Raw genomic sequence first — 22,836 nt, forward strand, 5'->3', positions numbered from 1 at the left:
TCCAGGTCTGGAGAGGGAGGCGCCGGATGAGCGAAGCAGCCAAGCTTGATGTGATCGCCTCCGAAGAACCTTCTATTCCCGTACGCGACGAAGAAGACCGGCTCAATCCAGAATTCATCGCGGCCGTGGAGGCGGCCCTTCAAGCGCAGGACCAGTACGGACTGCGGGCGCTTGCCGGCGATCTTCATGAAGCCGATACCGGTGACCTTCTAGAGACACTCAGTGCCGAGGAGCGCGCCGACTTCATCCGGCTGCTCGGCGATGATTTCGACTATACCGCACTGACCGAAACCGATGAGGCGGTACGTTTGCAGGTTCTTGAAGACCTGCCGAATGAAGTCATCGCGGAAGGTCTTGAGGATCTGGATTCCGACGATGCCGTCTACATTCTGGAGGATCTGGATGAAGACGATCAGGCGGCCATTCTTGAAGAGCTGCCTTATGCCGACCGGGCTCAGCTACAAAAGGCGCTTGATTATCCGGAGGAAAGTGCCGGCCGGCGCATGCAGAGCGAGTTCATCGCGGTGGCACCTTTCTGGACCGTCGGACAGACGATCGACTACATGCGTGAAGCCAGAGACCTGCCGGACAGTTTTTACGAGATCTATGTTGTCGACCCGACTTTCAGGCTGCTCGGGTCGGTTCACCTGGACAAGATTCTGCGCACCAAAAGAGCGGAAAAGGTCACTTCCATCATGGAAGAAACCCGGCAAGCGGTACTGGCGACGGAAGACCAGGAAGAGGTTGCCCGCCGCTTCGAGCGATACAACCTTGTTTCTGCCGCTGTGGTCGATGAAAACGAGCGACTTGTGGGCGTCCTGACAGTCGATGACATCGTCGACGTTATCCAGGAGGAAGCTGAAGAAGACCTGCGCGCGCTTGCCGGTGTTGGCGACGAAGAGATTTCCGACAGTGTGGTGACGATTGCCCGCTCCCGCCTGGCATGGCTTGTGGTCAATCTGGGAACGGCGATACTGGCTTCTGTCGTGATTGCCCTCTTCGAGGACACGATCGAGGCCATGGTCGCGCTTGCCGTGTTGATGCCGATTGTGGCGTCCATGGGCGGCAATGCCGGAACCCAGACGATGACAGTGGCGGTGCGCGGTATCGCGACCCAGGAGCTGACCGCCCGTAATATGGTGCGGGTCCTGAACAGGGAGGTTCTGGTCAGTGCGCTCAACGGCGTTGCGCTTGCCATATTGATCGGCCTGACGGCCTGGCTCTGGTTCGCCAGCCCGGGGCTCGGCATCGTGATTGCGGGTGCAATCATCATCAACATGCTTTTTGCGGGCCTGTCAGGCCTGCTGATTCCTCTCGCGCTTGACCGGCTCAATGTAGACCCCGCCATTGCCTCCAGCGTTTTTGTGACAACGGTGACCGATGTCGTCGGGTTCTTTGCGTTTCTGGGGATTGCGGCCCTCTGGTTCGGCTTGCCGCTTTAATCGAGCTTGGTCTTGCGGATTGCAGATGGGCCTTTCCGATTACGGGTTTGCGCGATAGTGCTGGTCCACCGCATTTCAAATGTTTCTGGCTTCTCGCTCGAGCATTTCAGCGTGTCCGAAAGCTCTCTCCCGAAAGGCTTCAATGTCGCGTGTTTCAGGATCAACCTGATAGGCTGTGGCCAACGGAACTGATGCAAGCGTTGCCGCTACTCGTTGAACGCAACCAGCAACATCGCGAACCAGCATTGCGTCATGTTTCTCGGTCATCTGCCGGGCGGTCCAACGCCCCGCACAACTCTCCGAAGCCGGGTCAAGAAACTGCGCGAAACCAAGTGCAAGGAAATCGAGGTTTCCTCTAACCGTCACTGCTCAGAAGGCGATAACCTGCTGGATATGGTGCTGGATGCTTATGACCAGCTGGCAGGCAATAAGGCTGTTACCGGTGGTATCGACAGGCCGCAGAAAGAAAAAACACCCGCTGAGATTGAAAAAGCTCGCCTAATCTGGACAAGTACCCAATACGCAACCAACGCGGATGCGTTTGCAGTGCTGGAGTCCATGGGGTGGGTCAAGCACTTAATGAGCAAATTCAAGCTGGGACCATCGGGTAGGGCGGCTGGAAAGCCGAAGAAGAAGTAAGGGGGGGCGGAATGGCTTATGAAGAAGGTATGTCGATTCAGCACGACGCGCAGAATTCTCGAGTGATAGTTACCTTTCGAGGAAGGCAAGAGCCATTGAAATTGCGCGAAAATACGCGTGAGGAAGCAGCCCGCGTTGGTGAAGAATATTGCAGAAGGCGCGGGTGGGCGGGTCAGCTTCAAGGAGAGCTTCAGAATGCTGGAAAGATGAAGAGAGAGTAAGGCGCAATAAGATGACAGTATATGTTTTTGGGAAAGTAAGGATAGCACTCAGTGAAATAGGCGGCGCAGTTGCGGAAGCAATTCTGCATGATTTGCGAGTAAATCACCTTCCGTTCAACGGGTTTCCAGAGATTTTGGTTGAAAAAAAAGTAGGCGATAACCGAGACTTCGTAGTGAAATTGCGCGCTGATGACTTTCTTGTTGAGTTTGTTCTTAGTCTGGCGGAGGCGCGGCAGGCGGCAGAGTTAATGAAAGAAAGAGAAACATACGATCCAGCGATCTTTGACCGAATTCAAGAAGCTGTAGCAAAGCTGGAGGGGTTATTCATGAATGGACGCTGAAGCACCTAGATAGTTGAGAATTTAGTCTTATGGTGAACGTTCTCATTGCTTGTTGCTTGCATCGCTGGATTGTTTTCTTGGCCAGCGATGGCAATTTTTTGGAGGTGGATTTCCACTCTATAGTTTGGGGTGAAAGATGAGTTTTTTACTCGGAATTGCCGGCGTAGCAGTCGGTGCAGTCCTTCAATTTTGGTTCAATGTATTGCTGGAAGAGCACAAGAAAAAAGACCAAAGGGCACTCGATGACAAGCGAAAGGTGCTGTTAAGGTCTGCACTTGAGAACATGCCAGCAGACGCTGAATGGCGAAAGTTGACCACTCTGTGCGGGATTATAGGTGCGGAACCGAGAGAGACCACCAGGCTACTCATTGAGCTTGGCGCGCGAGGGTCTGAGAGTGATGAAGATGTTTGGGCGCTTCTTTCGGACAAGCCACTAAAAAGAATGTGACTCATAAGGAACCGAGACATTGGAAGACTGGGTGCAGTATCTAAACTACGGTGCGGTTGTCTTCGCCTTTTTGGCAGCAATCTTTTGGTTTTGGTCTGCAAAAGTGCCTGTTCACAAATTTACCGGCGTTCCCTGGGGTGGGAATATGGATGAACTGGAAGATGCAGTGAAGAGGCAAAGTGTGCGTAGCGCGTGGGCTGCGATATTCGCTGGGTTTGCTGCTCTTTGCCAAGGCATAGCGCTTGCTCTACCGAATTTTTAACTGTGACTCATAGGGAGCTCTAGAAGTGGATGAGAAAGACCAAAAGGAGCTAACAGTTGCTTTCTGGGTCGGCATAATTCTCTTTGCATCTGCGGTCTTTTATTGCCTTGCCGTTATCTTCATTGCAGAACCTTACGGGAATTATTTCGGCTCATTAATCGTCTTTTCGTTGTGGCTACTCGCTTTGGCAAAAATTCTCAAACATCCATGACTTATAAGGAGCGAAAGGGGCGAGATGGATCCGAAATTCGATAGACTTGCTTCCTTCTTCTTCTATGTTGTCATCGGGATTTTTTTATCTGCCTTGGTCTATCGCATCCTGCCTGAACCTTTTGATTGGTGGGCGAGTGTTGGGGTGTTCTTGGGAAGTGTGTTGCTGGCCCAGGTTAAGTTTAGGTTTTTTCGTTGAGCAATTGAGGAGTGCCCTGTGCAAATTTTCCGAAGCGAGTTCATTCTTTTGGTCGGGTAAGATGCAAAAATTGAAGCTTACGAAGGCCGAGATTATCGTGTTTGTCGTCGCTTTGTTGTTCTATGTATTGGCAGAAATATTTGGACCTGACTCCAAGTATTTAACTAAGATGGCGATTGGGTTGTTTTTCTACGGCCTAATCATTCTGGTCGCATTGGTGTCGAGACTTCTCCATAAAGATGAGTAGTGATCAACAGTGACTCATAAGGAGCTGAAAGATTGAAATTTACAAGAGTTGCATACGTCTTGGCTTGGGGAATGACCGTTGTAGCTGTTCTTTATGGTGCTCTTGCGTTTTCCCTTGCCTCTAGCGACCTGACAAATGAGGAGTTGACGAGATACTTCCCGAAAGGAACCGGAAATGCGATTGATCAGAGTATCGAATTGTTTTTCTACGGTATCGTTCTCGGTGTACTTGCTGAGATTAGTCGGGCGCTCCATTCGAAGCGTCACACATAGGGAGCTAGTTTGATGTTACTTGGTGACACCTATGAGGGGGCAGTGGACGGTCTCTACGCCATTGCTAAGCATGAGTTTGAAGACAATCAGTTAGCTTGTACCGAGTTTCTTATTGATGCGGCAGCTCGTTCTATTTGCGCAGGCGGCGGTTCTCTAGAGGACGCGATAGAGCGCCTGAAGGCTTCGACAAATGCGGTTTTGCTCGAGAGCAAAACGACTGTGGTCGCAGGGAACACTCAGTAGAAATATTTCCTTGTTTCAAAAGGAGCGCTAATGCCGCATTTCCACAAATTTTCCTTTTTTGATGTAGCGTTTTCTTTCTTTCTTCGTCGCAAAAAGGGGAAGGAGGAGAGACGACTTCATAAGTTTTTCTTCATCTCTTTTGATGTTTTACTGCTAACATCGTCCTTTTCGATATCTATTATCTTATCTATTGGTAAGTATAACATTTATTGGAGTTAGCTATGCTCGAAGGTTGCTTAAATGTAGGGCGGAGAAGCTGAGCGGCCGGCAACAAGCAATTTCAAGAAACTTTGAAAATCAATTGTGACTCTTAAGGAGCGTATCTCAAATGCGTTTAGGTTACAGAGGTATTGCTATTTGTCTATTTCTTGTGGTGGCGGTCGTTTGTTTTTCGTTTATCGGGGAAGATGAAAAAAACTTCTATAGAGGCCTAATAGCGTTGTTGATGATGCTTGTAATGTTGTTGGTTAAATTTACCTCTGATTATTGTGTGAAACGGTCCAAGACGAAAAGTAACCATGACTCATAGGGAGCCGTGATCTTGAAACAGAACTTGGCTGTTGGGTTCGAGATCACCTAACAGACACCCACAGTGAACTATGAAAACATCAGTAAAAGACCTTGCTATTGGAATGCCGCTACTAATTTTGGGTGCTGTGTGGGCTTATTACGCACATGACGGCGGGCATTTCTTCCTGGCTGTTTCCGGGTTGGTGCTGGCCTTTGTTCTGGACATGTTCAAACTTCTATTCGGCGCAGCTAGCGAGAAAAGACGACGTCAAAAAACAGAAGCTGAAAGATAGGGGCCGCAGTTCTTCAGCCGCGGCCAGTTTGCTCATTCTCCGCAAACAATCACTTTCTGATCTGCGCAGGCGGCGGAGCGGTGATGGAAGACCTTCCGATATTCTTCGTCGGCATAGAGCTCCTTGAACGCGTTCAGATCGGGGTAGGTTCCAATTGCGATAAGGTCCCAGTCTTCGTCGTTTCCAAGGAATGAGCCCTGATGCGGACCGACGAACAGAAATCGTCCACCAACCCGTTCCATCGTCGGGATGCTGACCTCTGCATATTTTGCGAAAGCTTCTTCTCCGGTCAGATCGCTTTCGCCATCACCGTAGTCCGCAACTTCCCTCAGTTTGAAGAAGTTTATGAGCGTAACCGGTTTGTCGTCGGGGCGTCCGAGGATGTTCTGCCACTGTTGTGAAGTAGGGCTCTCACCAGTTGCGCCGTCGCCGTACCAGTCGGTGTATCGAGTAACCTGTTTGTTGACGTCCATCATGAATCTCCGTAGCTTTACACGTGTCAAATTATGAGAAACTTTACATATGTCAAGTTCTGGAAAATTACAAAGAACACGCAAGGAAATTCTGGATTGCGCTTGGAGTCTTATTGTCGAGAGGGGGGCAGAAGTTTCATTGGCTGAAATCGGCAAGGCCGCTGGTATCAGCCGACAGTCCGTTTATGACCACTTTGGGTCTCGGGGTGGATTGCTTCTTGCGCTTGTGCGAAGGGCCGATGAAAGACTTGAGATCAAGGCACGTCTGTTTGCTGCCTTTGAGGAGGCGAACCCGGAACTCCGTCTTCAGGCAACGATCGATGTCTGGATCAGTTTCGTGCAGGAGATATTTCCTGTCGCGACAGACCTTATCCGATTGAGGACAACCGATGAGGCGGCATCGGAGGCCTGGGAAGATCGCATGAGCGAGCTGAGGGAATGGCTTCTCGTGCTGACACGTTCATTGGAAAAAGACAGGGCGCTGCACGAAAAATGGACTGCAGAAGCTGCGTCGGAATTTCTCTGGGCGTCGTTTAGCGTTCAAATCTGGGGACTGCTGACCGTCGACTGCAGATGGCCGGTAAATGAGGCCCTGGCAACTCTGAAAAGGACAAGCTGTCAGACGTTGCTTGGTCAGGAAGGCCGGTAGATCAACCGACCTTCCTGTTCGTTCAAATAGTGCCGGCTGCAAGCGAATGCATCAGGCGGTGCCGGTATCCCGCAAATTGTCTCTGAGTTTCATGATCTTCGTTTGAAGATCCATGACATCCTCCATGCTGAGGCCGGTAGAGGACAGAATGCAGCTGCTGAAATGTTCGGTTTTCTTCTGAAGCGCTCGTCCCTTGCGGGTCAGTTTCAAAATGACCTGACGTTCGTCCTTGGTGTTCCGGGTGCGCGTCACCAGCCCCATGACTTCCAGGCGTTTGAGAAGTGGGGTCAGGGTATTGGTGTCGAGCTGCAGTTTTGACGTTATTGCGCCAACCGGGACATTGTTTGTTTCCCAGAGCACGTTCAGTGCCAGGAACTGCGGATAGGTAAGGCCGACTTCCTTCAGAAGGGATTTGTAGACCCCATGCATCGCGTGATTGGCAGAATAGAGCGCAAAGCACAGGAACTTGTCGAGCGTCAGCGGATCTTCCGACGCTGGCGCCGCGACAATCTCTTCGGCACTTCCGTCAAAATCCTTCTGATCATCGGCGGCAGAAGCGGGCGCGATTTCGCTCGCCTGTTCCGGTGTTTCGGCATCCGCCTGGGCAGGCTCAGGCTTGCTCTCGGCTTTCGCCTTTGCCTTGGCGGATTTCTTTTTCTTCGGCTTTTCCGCAGGGGTTTGCTCTTCTGCCGAAGCTTCTTTTTTGTTCTTTTTCGTCTCTTCGGGCGCGGTCAATCCAATCGCGTCCAGGAGAGACATCTGATTTGTCGTCTCGTTCATCCGGCATCTTATAAATCGTGCACGATATGGTCGCAACCTGTTGACGTTGTTTGGGTGCAGGTATATGTGTGTAATTAATATCGTGCGCGATATAACTTTGGGTGGTATCTATCTGTTGGCAAACGAGAAGGAGTGAAACGATGGCTGTTGATGTGCTTTATGAAACAAGGGCCAAGGCGACTGGCGGGCGCGACGGAAACGCGGAAACCCTGAGCGGTTCCTTCAATGTGAAGCTTACCACGCCAAAGGAGCTTGGTGGCGCCGGCGGGGACGGGAACAATCCCGAGGAGCTGTTTGCGGCCGGCTATGCTGCCTGTTTCATCGGTGCGTTGAAGTTCGTCGGCGGGCAGGAGAACATTGCCGTTCCGGCGGATACCTCGATCACATCAACCGTCGGTATCGGACCGCGCTCGGAAGGCGGGTTTGGTCTGGAAGTGGCACTGGAGATCTCTCTGCCCGGATTGGACAGGTCAGTCGCGGAAGATCTTGTCGCCAAGGCGCATCAGGTCTGCCCGTATTCCAATGCCACCCGCAATAACATCGACGTCAAACTGACCGTGAACTGAGTTTCCTCGTTCTTTTTTGATCTCGTTGAATTTGAGAGCGCGCTGCCTTTGCAGGGCGCTCTTTCTTTCAGCCTGCTGAGAGCGCGAAATCCGGTCGGGTGTTGGCGGCAAACTGTTCCACTTTCCGGCAGAGACAGAACTCAGTTTCAAGTTCGGTTCTGAATGTGCCAAAGTTCACGAGTTGTCCGGAGAGGGGCGGAAAGCGAATGAAATGTCCAGCCGCTGAGACATAATTTCTCCCGGCGGCAAAGGTTTGACAGCACCGCCGAAGTTCTGAGGGAAAGAGGTGTCAGGCTTACGATTTGATCGGTTAGTCGAGGCGGCAATTTTGCAGGCAAGTGAAAGAGGGAGAGGTGGAGAAAATGTCCAGGCCGACAATCGGCGGTGTTCTGGAAACGGCGGTTTATGTCGATGACATGGAAAAAGCTCATGCATTTTATTCCGAGATACTCGGACTGAAGCGGATGGTTGAAGGGGATAGGCTCTATGCCTACGACTGCGGACCAGCCCAGACGCTGCTTGTCTTTCACCGCGGATATTGTGGTGAAGATGTTGTCACATCCGGGGGAAACGTTCCCGGGCATGATACATCGGGCCACGGGCATTTTGCGTTCCGTATCTCAAGAGACCAGCTGCAGCCCTGGCGCGATTTTCTTGCCGAACGAGGGATTGCGATCATTAGCGAAGTCAGGTGGTCGGCTGGAGGTACGAGCCTTTACTTCAATGACCCTGATGGAAATGTTCTTGAACTGGCGGCAGCTCCCCTTTGGCCCAACTTTCTATCGTGAATCTTAAGAACTTTCCGTCACCTTGAAGCCACTTGTGGTTGTTTTGGGTAGTTGAATGAATTTCTTGCAGGCAGCATTGCGGACTTTGTTCTACGTTGTCGTTGGTGGTGTCATATCGATTGCGGGAGCGGCCTTTTTTTTCATGAATTGGGAACCTGACCGACAAGATTTTCCAATCCGCGGGATTGATGTTTCGCATCATCTTGGTGAAATCGACTGGGGGCAGGTCGCCCGCGATGATGTGGCCTTTGCCTATATGAAGGCCAGTGAAGGCGGGGATTTCAAGGATGGTGCTTTCGCGCTAAACTGGGCCGGTGCGGGAGCTGCCGGGATCCGCCGCGGCGCTTACCACTACTTCAGCCTTTGCAAGCCGGGGCTAGAGCAGGCGGAGAACTTTCTGAGCGTTCTGCCTGAAGATCCTGGAATGCTCGCGCCAGCGCTCGATCTCGAGTTTCTAGGCAATTGTGCGCGTCGGCCATCAGTGCAGGAGTTGCTGCAGGAAATCAGTGACTTTGCCGGTTTGGTGGAACGCGAACGTGGCAAACAGGTCATTTTCTACGTGCCAGAGGACTTCTATCTCACCTATTTGAAAGGGCAGGGATTGAACCGCCGGTTCTGGGCGCGCTCGATCTGGCATTCTCCTTCCTATGTGAAAAACTGGTCTCTCTGGCAATATCAGGATCGTGGCACCGTCAAAGGCGTGGCCGGGAATGTTGATTTGAACGTTCTCGCAAATGGTATGACATTGAATGATCTCGATTGATCTTGGTAAAATATTGAAAATAAAGGAATAAAATCACTGTATTGACTTTAACGTAAAAAGACGGAACTGTGCCCGTGAAAAGGAATGGGCATGCAACGCTATTTTACGATTACCCAGCTGACACAGGAATTCGACATCACCACGCGCACCTTGCGGTTTTATGAGGCGCAGGGGCTGGTGACGCCTCATAGAAGAGGGCGTCAGCGACTTTACACACCAGGTGATCGTACCCGTATCAAGCTTATCCTGCGCGGCAAACGTCTTGGTTTTTCCCTGAACGAAGTCAAGGAACTGATCGAGATGTATGGAAAAGCGCCGGGCGAAACCGGGCAGCTGCGGCTGCTGCTGGACAAGATCGCTGCCCGCCGCGAAGAGTTGTTGGAAAAGCAGCGGGATATCGAATTGACGCTGCTGGAACTTGAAGAAGTGGAAGCAGGTGCGAAAGCGCGCATGACAGAAATTCAGTCCCATGTGAAATCGGAGGAAGTGTAATGGAACTGTCTCCGAGAGATCCGAATTGGGAGACCCGTGTCAGGTCCAGTTTCGGTGCCCAGAATTTCATGAAACATCTGGGGGCGGAGATGGTGCATCTTGCTCCGGGAGGCGTTGATCTGGAATTGCGGATGCGCGACGACCTTACCCAGCAGCACGGTTTCTTTCATGCCGGAGCGACTTCGTCGATCGCAGATAGCGCGGCCGGTTACGCAGCTCTGACGCTGTTTGCATCAGGCTTCGGGGTTCTGACCAGCGAATACAAGATCAACCTGCTCAATCCTGCAAAACAGCCGGTTCTGCTGGCCAGGGGGCGTGTGGTGAAACCAGGGCGCACGCTGACGATTGCGAAGGCTGATGTCTACGGGCTCGATGATGGTGATCGGGTCCATGTCGCCACGGGCCTTTTCACACTCATGAGCGTCTCCGGAGTGAAGGACTGAGGAATGTCAGACGTCACGATTCGTCCCTTGCAGATTTCGGATGAACCTGCCTGGCATGCGCTTTGGCAAAGCTACCTGGAGTTTTACGAGCAGGACCTGCCGGCATCTTTGTCCGACGAGTTGTTTCAAAGGTTGCTGTCGCCAGACTTTCACCGGGCTTTTGTCGCAGTCGACAGTGGCAAGCTTGTCGGGTTTGTCCATTATCTCTTCCATGACAGCACCTGGTCTTTGAAGAAGACCTGCTATCTGGAAGATCTTTTCGTCTGTCCGAATACCCGCGGTGGCGGAGCCGGACGCAAGCTGATCGAAGCTGTCTATGCAGCTGCCGAGGCCGAACAGACGGCCAGCGGCAATGTCTACTGGCACACCAATCAAGACAACGAACGCGCGCGTCTGCTCTACGACCGTATTGGCGTCTTGAGTGATTATGTTCGCTATGAGCGCCCCTGACGGCAGGGGCCCTGGGAGGAAGCAATAATGATCCGCAACGATTTTCCGGGTTTCAATTTTGACCTGGGTGAAACCGCCGACATGCTGCGCGACACCGTCCGGTCCTACAGCCAGGACCGGATCGCGCCGCTGGCGGAGAAGATCGACCGTGAAGACTGGTTCCCGCGCGAGATCTGGCCTGAAATGGGCGAGCTTGGTCTTCATGGCATCACGGTGGAAGAGGAGTGGGGCGGTTCCGGCCTTGGATACCTGGAACACTGCATTGCCATGGAGGAAGTCAGCCGGGCATCCGCGTCTATCGGCTTGAGCTATGGAGCCCATTCAAACCTTTGCGTCAACCAGCTGCGTCGCTGGGGCAATGAGGACCAGAAGAAGCGCTATCTGGAAAAGCTCGTCACCGGCGAACATCTCGGTGCGCTTGCAATGTCGGAACCGGGGGCGGGGTCCGACGTGGTCTCCATGAAGCTGCGGGCTGAGAAAAAAGGCGACCGCTACATCCTGAACGGCTCCAAGATGTGGATCACCAACGGTCCTTCCGCCGATACCATGATCATCTACGCCAAGACCGATCCAGATGCTGGTCCGAAGGGGATAACGGCGTTCCTTGTCGAAAGAGATTTTCCTGGATTTTCGGTTGCCCAAAAACTGGACAAGCTCGGCATGCGCGGTTCGGAAACAGGTGAACTGGTCTTTCAGAACTGCGAAGTCCCTGAAGAAAACGTCTTGGGTGAAGTCGGCAAGGGCGTCAACGTGCTGATGTCCGGATTGGATTACGAACGAGCGGTTCTGGCGGCCGGTTGCATTGGCATCATGCAGGCGGCGATGGATGTGGTTATCCCTTACGTTCATGAGCGCGAGCAGTTCGGCAAGCCGATTGGCACCTTCCAATTGGTTCAGGGCAAGGTTGCGGACATGTATGTCGCCATGAACGCCACCAAGTCCTACGTCTACGCAGTTGCCAAGGCGTGCGACCGTGGCGAAACCACGCGTGAAGATGCTGCAGGAGCGATCCTCTATGCGGCGGAAAACGCAACCAAGATTGCTCTTGATGCGATCCAGCTGCTCGGCGGCAACGGTTACATCAACGAGTATCCGACCGGTCGTTTGCTTCGCGATGCCAAGCTTTACGAGATTGGCGCAGGTACGTCTGAAATCCGGCGCATGCTGATCGGCCGCGAGATTTTCAACAAGACAACCTGAGATCGGCTATAGTGCCTCGTCTCTTGATAAGGACGAGGCGCTATATGGTACGGTCCTGGTTTTCCGATAAGGTTGAAAAACGTCTTAGCGACATTGAGGGCAAAGGATTGTTTGCCTTGTCGGATATCGCGAACGGCGAGCTGCTCGTCGTGAAAGGCGGTCACTTGTTTGATCGAAGTAAAAGAGATCAACTTTCGCGGACACTAGGACCATCCGAAATTCAGATCGAGGATGACTTGTTTATCGGCCCGATTACAGCTGAGGAGCGTGAAGGGTCGATGATGTATCTCAATCACTCGTGTGAGCCGAATGTCGGAATAAAGGGACAGGTTTGCTTTCACGCCATGCGCGACATCACCAAAGGTGAGGAACTGACGTTCGACTACGCAACCGGTGACAATGATGATTGGCGGATGGAATGCGCTTGCGGATCTTCGCGCTGTCGTGAAACTGTTTCGGGTAAGGACTGGCAAATCGCGGATTTGCAGAAAAGATACGACGGATGGTTCTCCAGCTATCTCCAGACAAAAATCGATGCCCGGATGAGAATTTCATGAAGCAGACTGTGTTACCGAACTTCCCCGACGCCAAGTCGCCAGCGGGAGCCGAAATCCGTTTCATCATGGACGGTCCGACCGGGAACATGATTCATTCGACTGTCCCGCCGGGGCAGGTGAACCGGGCTACCCGACACAAGACTGTTCACGAATTCTGGCATGTTCTTGAGGGAAGGGGGCAGATCTGGCGCTCCGATGGTGTGAAAGAAACCACCGTCGACCTGGAGGCGGGTGTTTCGATAGATATTCCTGCCGGAACGGCGTTTCAGTATCGTTGCGATGGTGACGCTTCGCTTAAGTTCATTTGCATTTCAATGCCGCCCTGGCCGGGCGACGATGAAGCCGAATATGTGAAGGGCGTCTGGCTACCGACTGTCTGACGAGACCGCCGGCAGTCAGGTTTCTTGTTGCGAACGGCCTTTATCGTCGGGCTTGGATCTCCTGCGAACATCTGATTACATCCTGGAAACAGGAATGGTCGGGGAGACGCAAGTGTCTGATTCATATTTTCATCCCGTTTCCGGATTTGAACTTCCCAGGTTTGCCGGTGTTCCGACCTTCATGCGGCTGCCGCATGTGGCCCTTGACGATCCAAGGATAACGGACGTTCAGATAGGTCTCATCGGCACGCCATGGGATGGCGGGACGACCAACCGCCCGGGACCAAGGCACGGTCCACGCCAGTTGCGCGATATGTCGACAATGATCCGTGCCGAAAACGGAGCGACCGGTATTCGGCCTTTCGAACTGGTCAATTGCGCCGATCTTGGGGATGTCGGGCCCAATCCGGCCAGTGTCGAAGACAGCCTCAGGCGTATGACGGCATTTTACGACCGGGTTGTCGACGCCGGGATCGTGCCGCTTTCAGCGGGTGGCGATCATCTGTGTTCGTTGCCGATCCTGCGCTCGCTCGCCAGGCCGGGACCTGTGGGCATGATTCATTTCGACAGTCACACCGATCTCTATGAAAGCTATTTCGGTGGCATGAAATTCACCCATGGAACACCGTTTCGTCGGGCTGTCGAAGAAGGATTGCTCGATCCGAAGCGGGTTATCCAGATTGGCATACGCGGCACGACATACGACACGGAAGATAGAGATTTTGCACAAAGCGTGGGCATTCGGGTCATTCCCATCGAGGAATTTCACAGCCGGGGCGTGGAAGATGTCATGCAGGAAGCCAGAGAGGTTGCAGGGGATGGAAAAACCTACGTTTCCTACGATATCGATTTTGTCGATCCCGCCTTTGCCCCTGGAACCGGAACGCCGGAAGTTGGCGGTCCGAACTCTTTTCAGGCGCTGCAGGTTGCAAGGTTCCTGAAAGGTGTCAACATCATCGGAGCGGATCTTGTAGAAGTGTCGCCGCCCTTCGATGCGAGCGGTGGAACGGCTTTTCTGGGGGTGTCGATCATGTTCGAACTCTTGTGCAACATGGCCTTGCACGTATCTGGAACGGGTGATCCTGCCGCATAGGAGGGCTTGTTCCCATTAATTGTGCTCCTGCTTTTCGATCGCCTCGTTTGCGACATTGACGAGGTACCAAAGTGTCACCTGCTACCAGAGTTGTGGAATGTCCGGCGAAACCGATTTGAAAACGCTGATCTCTCACATGCGACCGATGCTCGATCCTGAGCCGTACGTGTTTTGCACTTTCGCATCAAAGAGCATCGCGGAAATGGCGGAATTTGAACCGGTAGGTCTTTTTACCGAAACCGAGGGACTGACTGCGATTTTGCCGGTCGGCCGCGCGCGGGAACTTGGCCTTGCAGAAGCCGAATGGTTCCGAAGAATCACATTGACGGTACACTCGTCACTGGCGGCCGTTGGACTGACTGCGGCAATTTCCGTAGCTCTTGCTCAAGAAGGCATCTCTGCCAATGTTGTTGCTGCATTTTTTCACGATCATGTCTTCGTTCCGGCGGAGCGAGCCGAGGATGCATTGACGGTATTGCGAGAGCTGGCTGACAAGGCCTGATATCCTCCTTCGCAGAATGAACAGATTATTAGACGTCGCTTGATGTTAAAGGACGATTTGCCCTTGTAATTCCAGCGTGGGCTTACCATTCCTAAGCTTGAGCCAATCAGGGGTAAAAGCATGCAACGGGTGAGGCGGCGTCTGGCTGCCGTAATGTGCGCGGATGTGGCGCAGTATTCCAAGCTCATGGAGCGGGACGAAGACGGCACGCTTGACCGGTTGAAGGCTTACCGTTCGGTCATGTCCGCGCTGACAGAGCGCCACAACGGTCGTATCGTCAACACCTGGGGCGATGCGGTCATCATCGAATTCGTGTCCGTGATGGAAGCCGTTCAATGTGCCGTCGACATTCAGAACGAACTGTCAAATCGGAACGCCTCTATTCCAGACATGACCAGAATGGAATTCAGGATCGGGATCAACCTCGGTGACATCATGGTCGAGGGCGAGGATATCTACGGTGATGGCGTGAATGTTGCCGCGCGACTGCAGGAACTCGCCCCGAAGGGCGGCATCATGTTGTCGCAATCCGTTTATGACCAGGTCAAAACCAAGATGGCCCTCGGTTTCGACCCATTGGGACCTCAACAGGTCAAGAACGTCAGCGAACCGGTAGAGACCTATTCTGTTCGATTGGGCGGGCGGAACGAGGCTGAAACTGTCCAAGATGCTTCCAACGGTTCCGGGACGGCGGATGAAGTCTCGGGTAAAGCCGGCCATCCGCAGTGGGACAAGGACACCCAGGCGGTCGCCAACGGATTTGAAAAGGCGCGCCGCTGGTTGAGAGCGCAGCCGCGCCGGATACGCAGTTGCGTTGTCATGATCGGGTTCTTCTTTTTTTTGAATTTGGTGACGTCCGGTTTGTCCACACTCTGGTTCGTCTGGCCCTCGTTGCCATTTGCGGCAATGCTGGCTTGGCATGTGGTGGTCGGAAGACGGGAAAAAACTCCGAGTGGACACACGCAGCGTGGTGAATGAACCGGAGGGATCTGCGCATCGTTGCCAATCTGATAACTCTTTTCACGCTATTCAGGTTCTCATGAATTGCGAGTGCTCGTGACATCGCTTACACATGGACTAATGCCAGGGCCGCGGATCATTCCGTGAGTCCGTTGAAAACGCCGGATATCCGGCCAACAGCCAAGGGAGCTTAATCCTGCGCATGAAAAACTATTCGACCACGGTGCCTGCACGCCTCGACGATGAAGACGAGGACAAATCCAAGGGCCAGCCGTCAATCCAGGTTGACAAGCATCTGTTCGAAGCGCGCACCGTTCTGATCACCGGTCCGGTGACCCAGGACATGGCCCGCGACGTCTGTGCCCGTCTTCTGGCATTGGCGCAGGTTTCCAATGATCCGATCACAGTGATTGTTTCTTCGCCCGGTGGACATGTCGAATCCGGTGACATGATCCATGACACGATCAAGTTCATTGCCCCGGAGGTCCGTATTCTGGGGATGGGTTGGGTCGCCAGTGCCGGTGCACTGATTTACGTTTCGGTGCCGAAAGACAAGCGTTTCTGCACGCCCAACACCCGTTTCCTTCTCCACCAACCGTCCGGCGGGGCCGGCGGCATGGCAACGGATATCGAAATCCAGGCCAAGGAAATCATCAAGATGCGTGACCGCCTGAACAAGATTTTTGCGGATGCGACAGGCCAGCCTATTGAGCGCATCGAAAAGGATACCGATCGCGATTACTGGATGAGTCCTGAAGAGGGGATCGAATACGGTCTCGTTGGCAAGGTTGTCACCAGTGTTGACGAGCTCGGCTAAGAAAAGCTGCTTTTCAAGCAAAAAACGCCTTCGGTTAATACCGTCGGCGTTTTTTTGCGTCTTAATCTGGTCGTAACGGCGTCAGGCGCTCGGTCAGGCGCTCAGAGTTTCCTGTTCGACCGAATAGACGAGGATGGGAGAGACCGGCTTGGGGTCCAGTACCTGAGGACGAAGGCGCGTCATCAATTCACGAAGATGCGCTTCATCGTTCTGGTCATCTTGTCCGGCAAAAAACACTGCAACCAGATGATCCACGAACCGTTCATAGACATCCGAACATGTGCAAATCGGGGAAAGCAGACTGCAGATGGGTTTTCCCTCATAATAGGGCGCACCACCGGAGAGAAAAATCAGGAATTCCGTCAGATCATCTGAGTGTTCAAATTCCTTGCGGAACCCTGCATTATCAAAGCATGCGTCCTGTTCAAGTCGGGCTTGCAGGCGCGGCATAACACGGATGATTGCATCGCGCCCTCCGAGTTTCAAATAGAGCGTCATTTGATTACCCTCGACTTAGTCGTTGACGTTACACCCCTAACTTGCCGCAGTTGTGTTCACGCCCCTGTGACGTCCATCACGATTAATACCTTTGCGAAAATCGACAATCTTTTTCCCGCTCGAGAAAGCGTGTCTTCACAAAGGCAATCTCGCCGTACGCCGTCAAACTCGGGCAGAAGCTTCTCTTGAGTTTGTGTCAATTGGATTACGGATTTATTACGTATATGTGGATCTTCCGTGCCGCCCCGGGTCAAAAATCGACTTGTTAAATCATTGAAAATACACCGTATTCTGATTTCCTCCTACAGGCTCTGAACCGGCGGTCATCGCACGAATGTTGCCCTCACTGTATGATTGGCGCACTTCAGTTCTATGCTGTTCAGGAGTTGACATTGTCAGAATTGGCAGCGCACCAATCTGGTCATCATGAAAAAATCGACGGGTGCCTGTCGGGAAAACGGCCTGTTCTGTTCCAGGGCTCTGCTATCTTCGATTTTAAACTTAAGTGACTTTCCATGGAACCGACGCATGTTCTTTTATCTCGCAAAAATCGGATATTTCTTCATTCAGCCGTCCAATTTCCTAGTCGCACTCGTATTGCTGGGGCTGATCCTAACGGCATTCGGGAAATGGCAGAAGAGTGGTCGACGACTCGCATGGGTAGGTGTGTTCGGACTGATTGTCTGTGGTTTTTCTCCGGCGGCCAACTGGCTGATTCTACCTTTGGAGGAGCGATTTCCGCGCCCAGAGCTAAATGGCAGGTTTGACGGCATCATCGTTCTTGGCGGCGCTGTCGACACTATCGTAACGGGAGGCCGCGGCGATACGGCTTTGACAACTTCCGGAGAGCGCATAACCATCACCGCGCGTCTGGCCGGAAGACTTCCTGATGCAAAGATCGTTCATACAGGAGGCCATGGTGTTATCGTTAGCGCACAGGCGACCGAGGCAGAAGGTGCGGCAAGGCTGTTTGAGGACTTCGGCATTACGCCGGACAGAGTGATCCTGGAAGACGTTTCCCGAAACACTTGGGAGAATGCTGTCTTCTCCAAGGATCTGGTGGATCCTCAATCTGGTCAAAAATGGCTACTGGTCACCTCCGCATATCATATGCCCAGGTCCATGGGCGTGTTCGAAAAGGCCGGATGGACCGGCCTGACTGCCTATCCCGTGGACTACAGGACGCGTGGAGAAGAGGATAAAACCCTGGGTTTCAGCGGGGCGTCCAAAGGGATGCGGCGATTTGACGTGGCCTTCAAGGAATGGGTCGGCTTGGTCGTCTACAGGCTGACTGGTCGCAGCACATCGTTCTTTCCAGGGCCAAAGGATTAAAAAAACACTTTAATCTTACCTGCTGTTTTTGAATTTTGCCTCTTTTACAAGATGCCGCGCCGCACCATATGTTAACGGTCTCAGGGATTTGAAAGGACGTGGGCAGATGGTCCTCGAAGCGCCGATTGTTACGGCAGACGTTGTGCAGTGGCTCTACAGCGACGCCTCACAACTGGATGGAACGCTTGAAATCGTAAGCGAAATGGCTGAACGCCTGCGTGCCGGCAATGTGCCAGTTGACCGGGCGAGCACTGGCATCTGGGTTGTTCATCCGAATGTGCGCGCAGAGCAATCGCTGTGGGCAAGCGATGGCACCAGTGAGCTGCGGCTTTATACCTCCGACAACAGTTCCGACGAGGACTATACGAAAAGCCCGATCAAACGTGTTCACGAAACTCTGAAACCCGTTCGTGTGAAGATCGAGCGCAGCCCTGAGGCTGCTGATGAATTTCCCATCACCGTCGACCTGCGCGAAGAAGGGTATACGGACTACGTGTCTCTGCCGATGCCGTTCTCCGATGGTTCCGTCAAAGTTGCGAGTTTCGCGACAAAGGCTCCTGGCGGTTTTTCCGGTTCACATCTAAGCGTGTTTGAGTCCCTGATCCGACCTTTGGCACTGGTCTGTGAACTGAAGACGCTTCGCAGGACCGCCGAAACGGTTCTGGACACCTATGTAGGTCCAAGAGCGGGATCCAGAGTTCTGGACGGCACGACCCGGCGCGGCGAGGGAGAGTGGATCAAGGCGGTGGTCAGCTTTGCCGATATTCGTGGCTTCACCCGGCTTTCAAATACTCTGCCGGCCGACAAGATCGTAGTGTTCCTGAACAAGTATTTCGGTGCCATGACGGCGGCGGTTGAAGCGCATGGCGGTGAGGTGCTGAAGTTCATCGGTGATGAAGTGATGGCAATCTTCCCGTATGAAACGCAAGAAGAAGCCAGAGAAGCCGCTATGAGGGCGCTTTTGGCCGCCCGAGACACCTTGAAGCGCATCGAGGCCATCAACACTTCGAACACCTGCCATGCGACACCTGATATGAGCGTTGGTATCGCCCTGCATGCAGGTGACGTGTTCTACGGTAATGTCGGCAGTGAAACCCGTTTGGACTTTACCGTGGTTGGACCCGTGGTCAATCTGGCTGCACGCATCGCAGAGCTGGCCAAGGACCTGGAGCGCCAGGTTCTGGTATCTGACGCTTTGTCGGAAATCATGGGATGTCGATCCGGCCTTTACGGTCGCTATCAGGTGAAAGGCTTCGATGATCCGGTAGCTGTGTATTCGCCGGATCTAACGGGAGATCCCAAGTTCGGATACTGCCCTGACAAGACCGCAGACCTTGCTCTTGAGGCAAACTGACGACGAATGAGCACCAGAAGCACCGCCAGGGTAGTGGATGCAAATACGTAAGGTCCGGCGAACCACCCCAGAAAGCCGATAGCAAAGAAAAAAGCTCTTTGACCTCGATTGAAGTGACGACCGGCGAGCACATTCAGTTCGCCGGCCTGCATAGCCATTTTCCTGATTTCCTCGTCTGAGGCGTTGCCTTTTTCGGGCACCGCGCCCATGACGATGCTTGCATAATTGAAAAGGCGGTAAGCCCAGCCGAACTTGAAAAATCCGTAGGCAAAGATCAGCATCAGGCCGAGCACCTTGATTTCCCATAGTGCGCGGCTGTCTGCGACCGGAATAGACAGATCGCCTGCTACCTGGACGATGCGTTCAGTCGCATCCAGAAGCGCGAATCCGCCGCCGATTGCCAGGAGCGAAGTGGACGCAAAGAACGCAGTACCTTGTTGAAGACCGGACATGATTGCCGTGTCCATGATCCGAACTTCGCGCAGGCACATGGAGATCATCCAGCCTCGCCGGTAGTCGTCCATTGCATAGGACAGTGTCTTCTTGCGCAGGGGACTGACATCGATCAGAAGATTGAAGCCGAACCAAGCCAGAAGAAACCAGGCCGCAGCAGCAAAATCCAGATGCGAGAGCGATTGCATCGAAGTCCTTTCAGGCAAGAATGATGCCGAATCCGGCAGCTCTAAATCTATTATCAGAGAATGCCCGCATCTCTAAGGGGAGGCATAATTAACCGTAAACCTCTGAAGAACCGTGCAGATTTCCAGGTCTGCAAAAATGGGTGAGCAGCTGCACGCTTTTTGCGCTTGCGAAATGGTAAGCGATCGTTTACCTCCTCGCCTCAATGGCGCCATATTTGAACTCGCAGGGGGCTGGCGCCGCATAACAAAGTGTAGGGCTTTATGGACGAAAACGTGCAGAAATCTTGTTGGAGCGTCACTCTCTGGACTGTCGCTGCAGTTGGTCTCGCATTGACGATGATCGTGCTGTTCAACGACGTGGAAAGTGCACAACAAGCCGTCGCCGTTGCCAAGTAAGTTCAACGGGACGTTTTCAGATTAAAGGCGCAGCGGCAGGCTGCGCCTTTAATGTTTTCAGGCCTGATTTCTATCTAGTTTTTGCCGCGACATTTGAATGCGTCGAAGTGTGAGGCCGGTTGGACGGACCGAAGACCTGCCGAAATTCCATCTGCCGAACGATCGTTTTGCCCTCTGTCTCGCTGACCAGAAAACCAGCGAATGCATTGGAACTGAGCGTGAAAAGGACCAGTTGCGTTCTGATTGTGTCCGGCCACGCGAGATCTGCTCCCCACGCGGCGACATTTGACGGGTCGCCGACTTCAATCAGAGCAAGGACATCGGTGTCATGCAGAAGGGTGGTGCCCTGTGAATTCCATTTCAAAGCCGCAAGTCCGTTTTCAATTGGAAAGAGGCGAATCGTTGATCCGTTGATATCCAGAAAAAGGCTATCATCCGGGGCATGTTCGACTGTTGCCAATCCCGGTTTGCGCTTCGTTTCGAGCTGTGTTCGTTTTCCCTCGTGCTGAACGAAGCCGTCAGTATTGATCACCTTGTACTTGCCTGATTGCACGGCTTTGGCGGTTGAAACGTGGATGGAAAGGAAAATGGAAAATAGAAATACAGTGAGTGTTCTCAGCATTGCCCGCCCCAGAAGTCATGTCCAGGTAATCATATATCCCAATGCTTTAGAAAGTATTCGATGCGTGGTTGATCGGCGAATTCGCGATTGTGTTCAAAGGGCTTGAGCCCCGGCTGCGTTACCTGGACAAAGTGACGACCAGGTCTTCGATTGTGGAAAGCTCCGGTCGCCAGCCCGTCGCCCGCTGCGCATGCGAGACATCGATTCTTTGGGAAAGGGCGTATCCGGCTGCCCAATCCTGGTCGACAGCAGATTCTTGCGGCGCTGGCGCAGATGCTAATTCAAGCGGTCTTCCATGCCTTGCGGAGATATGTGAGGCAAGATGGCCAACCGATATTCCGGGAATGCTTCCTGCGATCAGCGACATCCTGAAGCGAGCGTTTCGAATGGCCAGCAGATAAAGGGTGGCGAGGTCGCCTACTTCGATCAGAGGCCAGATTGTTGAAGCCGTCGCCCGGGTTTCAAACGGTTCACCTGCTTTTAATGCCCTGGTCATATCTGCGATTGGCCCTGCTGATTGGCTGCAAACGAGAGCTGGATGAACGACTGTTAGGTTCAAGTCCGTTCCATGGGACAAAGTGCGAATTGTCTCCGACATGAAGCGGAATGCGGGAAGCGGGGCAAACGGTGTTTTTTCCGTGATGACCTTGTCATCCTGCGAGGCAGGATAGAGCCAGATTCCACCAGTGTAGACGATCTGTAGGGGTTGCTTTCGGTGTTTTGCCGCCTGTTTGAGCGCAAGCATGCTTTGCCGGTCGACACGCCCCATATCCTCAGTGAACGTTGCACCTGTGTGGATGACGGCATCACAGGATGCTGCCCGCGAGACCCAGCTGTCAGGGCTTCGCAAGTCTCCAGGATACGCACTCGCTCCCAAGGCTCTCAGCTTCTCGGTCGCAGCATCGGACCTTGCCAGGCCAATGACACGCAAATCCTCTCGAACCAGTTTCTTCACCACCGCGGATCCGATGCACCCGGTCCCGCCAGTCACAAAAACGTCCATAGATAAAGAGAACTCCTTTAAGCGAAGACGCGCAAGACCAAGCAGGGGTTCCTCCCACACAATCCACCGGCGTTTGAAATCTCCCGCTTGACCTTGGCTACAGGGCTGTTAGGTCAAAGATATGACCTTGCATCTCGTGAAATTGTGCGTTGGCGCCGACAGTGCTGAATCGTTGCAGGCCTGGATCGACTACCGGGTCGAACAGGCACGTTTGGCCGGGCTTCCAGAAGAAACCACACATACAACGCGTATGGTGCCGACACGCAAGGATGAGCTGCTGGATGGCGGATCGCTCTATTGGGTAATCAAGGGTAAGATACAGGCTCGCCAACACCTGTTGGATATTCGTCCGTTTACCGATGAGGCCGGTATCAAACGTTGCGATCTCGTTATGGAACCGCGGCTGATACTGACAAGATACCAACCCAAAAGACCGTTTCAGGGGTGGCGTTACCTGAAGGTGGATGAAGCTCCGGCGGACATGCGCGTTGCCGGCGAGGCAGCGTCCATGTCAGACGCCATGCGCAGGGATCTGACCGAACTCTGCCTTCTATAATTGAAATCAGGCCGGATTCAATTTGACGGCTGATCCTGTCGATGTCGATCTGAAGTGCCTGGTCGAGCTGTTTTGTCCTTGGTTGCGTACCAAACGACACTTTGCCGTTCGATTCATATGCTGACTCTCGTGGAGAGTGTGTCAGCAATCTTGCCAAACTGCTTTGACAGTCCCAATTTCAATAACAGGAACAG

General features: G+C 53.1%; 34 protein-coding genes. 27 read left to right on the forward strand and 7 right to left on the reverse strand.

Annotation, left to right across the window (positions count from 1 at the left end):
- Window positions 1-26 precede the first annotated feature (26 nt).
- Window positions 27-1,442: a magnesium transporter gene (gene mgtE, locus ABLQ08_RS13535; protein WP_352943043.1), complete on the forward strand. Its 1,416-nt coding sequence runs from the start codon at window positions 27-29 to the stop codon at window positions 1,440-1,442.
- Between the two features lie 75 nt (window positions 1,443-1,517).
- On the opposite strand, the gene ABLQ08_RS13540 is transcribed toward mgtE, so the two are convergent.
- Complete coding sequence (locus ABLQ08_RS13540; protein WP_352943046.1) at window positions 1,518-1,709, reverse strand: hypothetical protein; 192 nt, start codon at window positions 1,707-1,709, stop codon at window positions 1,518-1,520.
- Here ABLQ08_RS13540 and ABLQ08_RS13545 point away from each other — a divergent pair.
- From ABLQ08_RS13545 to ABLQ08_RS13580, 8 genes are all read left to right on the forward strand, one after another.
- Window positions 1,695-2,081, forward strand: coding sequence for a hypothetical protein (locus tag ABLQ08_RS13545; protein ID WP_352943049.1), 387 nt, complete (start codon window positions 1,695-1,697; stop codon window positions 2,079-2,081). The two genes, ABLQ08_RS13540 and ABLQ08_RS13545, sit on opposite strands and share 15 nt — an antisense overlap.
- 232 nt (window positions 2,082-2,313) lie before the next feature.
- A complete protein-coding gene (locus ABLQ08_RS13550; protein WP_352943052.1) occupies window positions 2,314-2,643 on the forward strand; it encodes a hypothetical protein in 330 nt (109 codons plus the stop codon).
- A 136-nt stretch (window positions 2,644-2,779) separates the two neighbouring features.
- Window positions 2,780-3,091 (forward strand): hypothetical protein, encoded by a 312-nt coding sequence (locus tag ABLQ08_RS13555; protein WP_352943056.1) that lies wholly within the window; start codon window positions 2,780-2,782, stop codon window positions 3,089-3,091.
- A gap of 19 nt (window positions 3,092-3,110) precedes the next feature.
- Complete coding sequence (locus ABLQ08_RS13560; RefSeq protein ID WP_352943058.1) at window positions 3,111-3,353, forward strand: hypothetical protein; 243 nt, start codon at window positions 3,111-3,113, stop codon at window positions 3,351-3,353.
- Between the two features lie 25 nt (window positions 3,354-3,378).
- Window positions 3,379-3,564, forward strand: coding sequence for a hypothetical protein (locus ABLQ08_RS13565; RefSeq protein ID WP_352943062.1), 186 nt, complete (start codon window positions 3,379-3,381; stop codon window positions 3,562-3,564).
- A 516-nt stretch (window positions 3,565-4,080) separates the two neighbouring features.
- Window positions 4,081-4,281: a hypothetical protein gene (locus tag ABLQ08_RS13570; protein ID WP_352943065.1), complete on the forward strand. Its 201-nt coding sequence runs from the start codon at window positions 4,081-4,083 to the stop codon at window positions 4,279-4,281.
- Window positions 4,282-4,293: 12 nt separating this feature from the next.
- Window positions 4,294-4,524, forward strand: coding sequence for a hypothetical protein (locus tag ABLQ08_RS13575; RefSeq protein ID WP_352943068.1), 231 nt, complete (start codon window positions 4,294-4,296; stop codon window positions 4,522-4,524).
- A 599-nt stretch (window positions 4,525-5,123) separates the two neighbouring features.
- Window positions 5,124-5,327 carry a hypothetical protein gene (locus ABLQ08_RS13580; protein WP_352943071.1) on the forward strand — a complete coding sequence of 68 codons (204 nt, stop codon included), beginning with the start codon at window positions 5,124-5,126 and terminating at the stop codon, window positions 5,325-5,327.
- A gap of 32 nt (window positions 5,328-5,359) precedes the next feature.
- On the opposite strand, the gene ABLQ08_RS13585 is transcribed toward ABLQ08_RS13580, so the two are convergent.
- A complete protein-coding gene (locus ABLQ08_RS13585) occupies window positions 5,360-5,803 on the reverse strand; it encodes a DUF1330 domain-containing protein (protein WP_352943074.1) in 444 nt (147 codons plus the stop codon).
- A 46-nt stretch (window positions 5,804-5,849) separates the two neighbouring features.
- On the opposite strand from ABLQ08_RS13585, the gene ABLQ08_RS13590 reads away from it, so the two are divergent.
- Entirely contained in the window at window positions 5,850-6,449 is a 600-nt protein-coding gene (locus ABLQ08_RS13590) for a TetR/AcrR family transcriptional regulator (protein ID WP_352943077.1), read from the forward strand.
- Window positions 6,450-6,500: 51 nt separating this feature from the next.
- Here the strand turns inward: ABLQ08_RS13590 and ABLQ08_RS13595 are convergent, their stop codons facing one another.
- Complete coding sequence (locus ABLQ08_RS13595) at window positions 6,501-7,229, reverse strand: MarR family winged helix-turn-helix transcriptional regulator (protein ID WP_352943079.1); 729 nt, start codon at window positions 7,227-7,229, stop codon at window positions 6,501-6,503.
- Window positions 7,230-7,369: 140 nt separating this feature from the next.
- Here ABLQ08_RS13595 and ABLQ08_RS13600 point away from each other — a divergent pair, with 140 nt between their 5' ends.
- From ABLQ08_RS13600 to ABLQ08_RS13660, 13 genes are all read left to right on the forward strand, one after another.
- A complete protein-coding gene (locus ABLQ08_RS13600) occupies window positions 7,370-7,795 on the forward strand; it encodes an organic hydroperoxide resistance protein (RefSeq protein ID WP_352943082.1) in 426 nt (141 codons plus the stop codon).
- 362 nt (window positions 7,796-8,157) lie between these two features.
- Window positions 8,158-8,583 (forward strand): VOC family protein, encoded by a 426-nt coding sequence (locus ABLQ08_RS13605; RefSeq protein WP_352943085.1) that lies wholly within the window; start codon window positions 8,158-8,160, stop codon window positions 8,581-8,583.
- A 55-nt stretch (window positions 8,584-8,638) separates the two neighbouring features.
- On the forward strand, window positions 8,639-9,346 hold the full coding sequence (locus ABLQ08_RS13610; RefSeq protein ID WP_352943088.1) for a glycoside hydrolase family 25 protein: 708 nt from the start codon (window positions 8,639-8,641) through the stop codon (window positions 9,344-9,346).
- 90 nt (window positions 9,347-9,436) lie between these two features.
- Entirely contained in the window at window positions 9,437-9,838 is a 402-nt protein-coding gene (locus ABLQ08_RS13615; RefSeq protein WP_352943091.1) for a MerR family transcriptional regulator, read from the forward strand.
- Window positions 9,838-10,281: a PaaI family thioesterase gene (locus ABLQ08_RS13620; RefSeq protein WP_352943093.1), complete on the forward strand. Its 444-nt coding sequence runs from the start codon at window positions 9,838-9,840 to the stop codon at window positions 10,279-10,281. The genes ABLQ08_RS13615 and ABLQ08_RS13620 overlap by 1 nt, the downstream gene beginning before the upstream one ends.
- 3 nt (window positions 10,282-10,284) lie before the next feature.
- Window positions 10,285-10,731: a GNAT family N-acetyltransferase gene (locus ABLQ08_RS13625; RefSeq protein WP_352943096.1), complete on the forward strand. Its 447-nt coding sequence runs from the start codon at window positions 10,285-10,287 to the stop codon at window positions 10,729-10,731.
- 27 nt (window positions 10,732-10,758) lie between these two features.
- Window positions 10,759-11,931, forward strand: coding sequence for an isovaleryl-CoA dehydrogenase (locus ABLQ08_RS13630; protein WP_352943098.1), 1,173 nt, complete (start codon window positions 10,759-10,761; stop codon window positions 11,929-11,931).
- 44 nt (window positions 11,932-11,975) lie between these two features.
- Complete coding sequence (locus ABLQ08_RS13635; RefSeq protein ID WP_352943101.1) at window positions 11,976-12,488, forward strand: SET domain-containing protein; 513 nt, start codon at window positions 11,976-11,978, stop codon at window positions 12,486-12,488.
- Window positions 12,485-12,868, forward strand: coding sequence for a cupin domain-containing protein (locus ABLQ08_RS13640; protein WP_352943103.1), 384 nt, complete (start codon window positions 12,485-12,487; stop codon window positions 12,866-12,868). The genes ABLQ08_RS13635 and ABLQ08_RS13640 overlap by 4 nt, the downstream gene beginning before the upstream one ends.
- Before the next feature lie 112 nt (window positions 12,869-12,980).
- A complete protein-coding gene (locus ABLQ08_RS13645) occupies window positions 12,981-13,961 on the forward strand; it encodes an agmatinase (protein ID WP_352943106.1) in 981 nt (326 codons plus the stop codon).
- Between the two features lie 97 nt (window positions 13,962-14,058).
- On the forward strand, window positions 14,059-14,463 hold the full coding sequence (locus ABLQ08_RS13650) for an ACT domain-containing protein (RefSeq protein WP_352943109.1): 405 nt from the start codon (window positions 14,059-14,061) through the stop codon (window positions 14,461-14,463).
- A 120-nt stretch (window positions 14,464-14,583) separates the two neighbouring features.
- Window positions 14,584-15,441 carry an adenylate/guanylate cyclase domain-containing protein gene (locus tag ABLQ08_RS13655; RefSeq protein ID WP_352943110.1) on the forward strand — a complete coding sequence of 286 codons (858 nt, stop codon included), beginning with the start codon at window positions 14,584-14,586 and terminating at the stop codon, window positions 15,439-15,441.
- Window positions 15,442-15,625: 184 nt separating this feature from the next.
- Window positions 15,626-16,240: an ATP-dependent Clp protease proteolytic subunit gene (locus tag ABLQ08_RS13660; protein WP_352943113.1), complete on the forward strand. Its 615-nt coding sequence runs from the start codon at window positions 15,626-15,628 to the stop codon at window positions 16,238-16,240.
- 93 nt (window positions 16,241-16,333) lie between these two features.
- Here ABLQ08_RS13660 and ABLQ08_RS13665 read toward each other — a convergent pair whose 3' ends face one another.
- A complete protein-coding gene (locus ABLQ08_RS13665; RefSeq protein WP_352943116.1) occupies window positions 16,334-16,738 on the reverse strand; it encodes a Clp protease ClpP in 405 nt (134 codons plus the stop codon).
- A gap of 528 nt (window positions 16,739-17,266) precedes the next feature.
- On the opposite strand from ABLQ08_RS13665, the gene ABLQ08_RS13670 reads away from it, so the two are divergent.
- Both ABLQ08_RS13670 and ABLQ08_RS13675 read left to right on the forward strand, forming a co-directional pair.
- On the forward strand, window positions 17,267-18,070 hold the full coding sequence (locus tag ABLQ08_RS13670) for a YdcF family protein (protein ID WP_352943118.1): 804 nt from the start codon (window positions 17,267-17,269) through the stop codon (window positions 18,068-18,070).
- A gap of 106 nt (window positions 18,071-18,176) precedes the next feature.
- Entirely contained in the window at window positions 18,177-19,424 is a 1,248-nt protein-coding gene (locus ABLQ08_RS13675; protein WP_352943121.1) for an adenylate/guanylate cyclase domain-containing protein, read from the forward strand.
- On the opposite strand, the gene ABLQ08_RS13680 is transcribed toward ABLQ08_RS13675, so the two are convergent.
- Window positions 19,310-20,065, reverse strand: a complete 756-nt coding sequence (locus ABLQ08_RS13680) for a DUF599 domain-containing protein (protein WP_352943123.1) — start codon at window positions 20,063-20,065, stop codon at window positions 19,310-19,312. The genes ABLQ08_RS13675 and ABLQ08_RS13680 overlap by 115 nt on opposite strands.
- 273 nt (window positions 20,066-20,338) lie before the next feature.
- Between ABLQ08_RS13680 and ABLQ08_RS13685 the strand changes: the two genes are divergently transcribed.
- Window positions 20,339-20,461 (forward strand): hypothetical protein, encoded by a 123-nt coding sequence (locus tag ABLQ08_RS13685; protein WP_352944439.1) that lies wholly within the window; start codon window positions 20,339-20,341, stop codon window positions 20,459-20,461.
- Between the two features lie 70 nt (window positions 20,462-20,531).
- Here ABLQ08_RS13685 and ABLQ08_RS13690 read toward each other — a convergent pair whose 3' ends face one another.
- Entirely contained in the window at window positions 20,532-21,083 is a 552-nt protein-coding gene (locus ABLQ08_RS13690) for a hypothetical protein (protein ID WP_352943125.1), read from the reverse strand.
- 118 nt (window positions 21,084-21,201) lie between these two features.
- A complete protein-coding gene (locus ABLQ08_RS13695) occupies window positions 21,202-22,086 on the reverse strand; it encodes an SDR family oxidoreductase (RefSeq protein WP_352943128.1) in 885 nt (294 codons plus the stop codon).
- 121 nt (window positions 22,087-22,207) lie between these two features.
- Here ABLQ08_RS13695 and ABLQ08_RS13700 point away from each other — a divergent pair, with 121 nt between their 5' ends.
- Entirely contained in the window at window positions 22,208-22,642 is a 435-nt protein-coding gene (locus ABLQ08_RS13700) for a DUF1489 family protein (protein ID WP_352943131.1), read from the forward strand.
- Window positions 22,643-22,836: the final 194 nt, after the last annotated feature.

The sequence above is a fragment of the Roseibium sp. SCP14 genome, assembly GCF_040329475.1.
Classification (GTDB): domain Bacteria; phylum Pseudomonadota; class Alphaproteobacteria; order Rhizobiales; family Stappiaceae; genus Roseibium.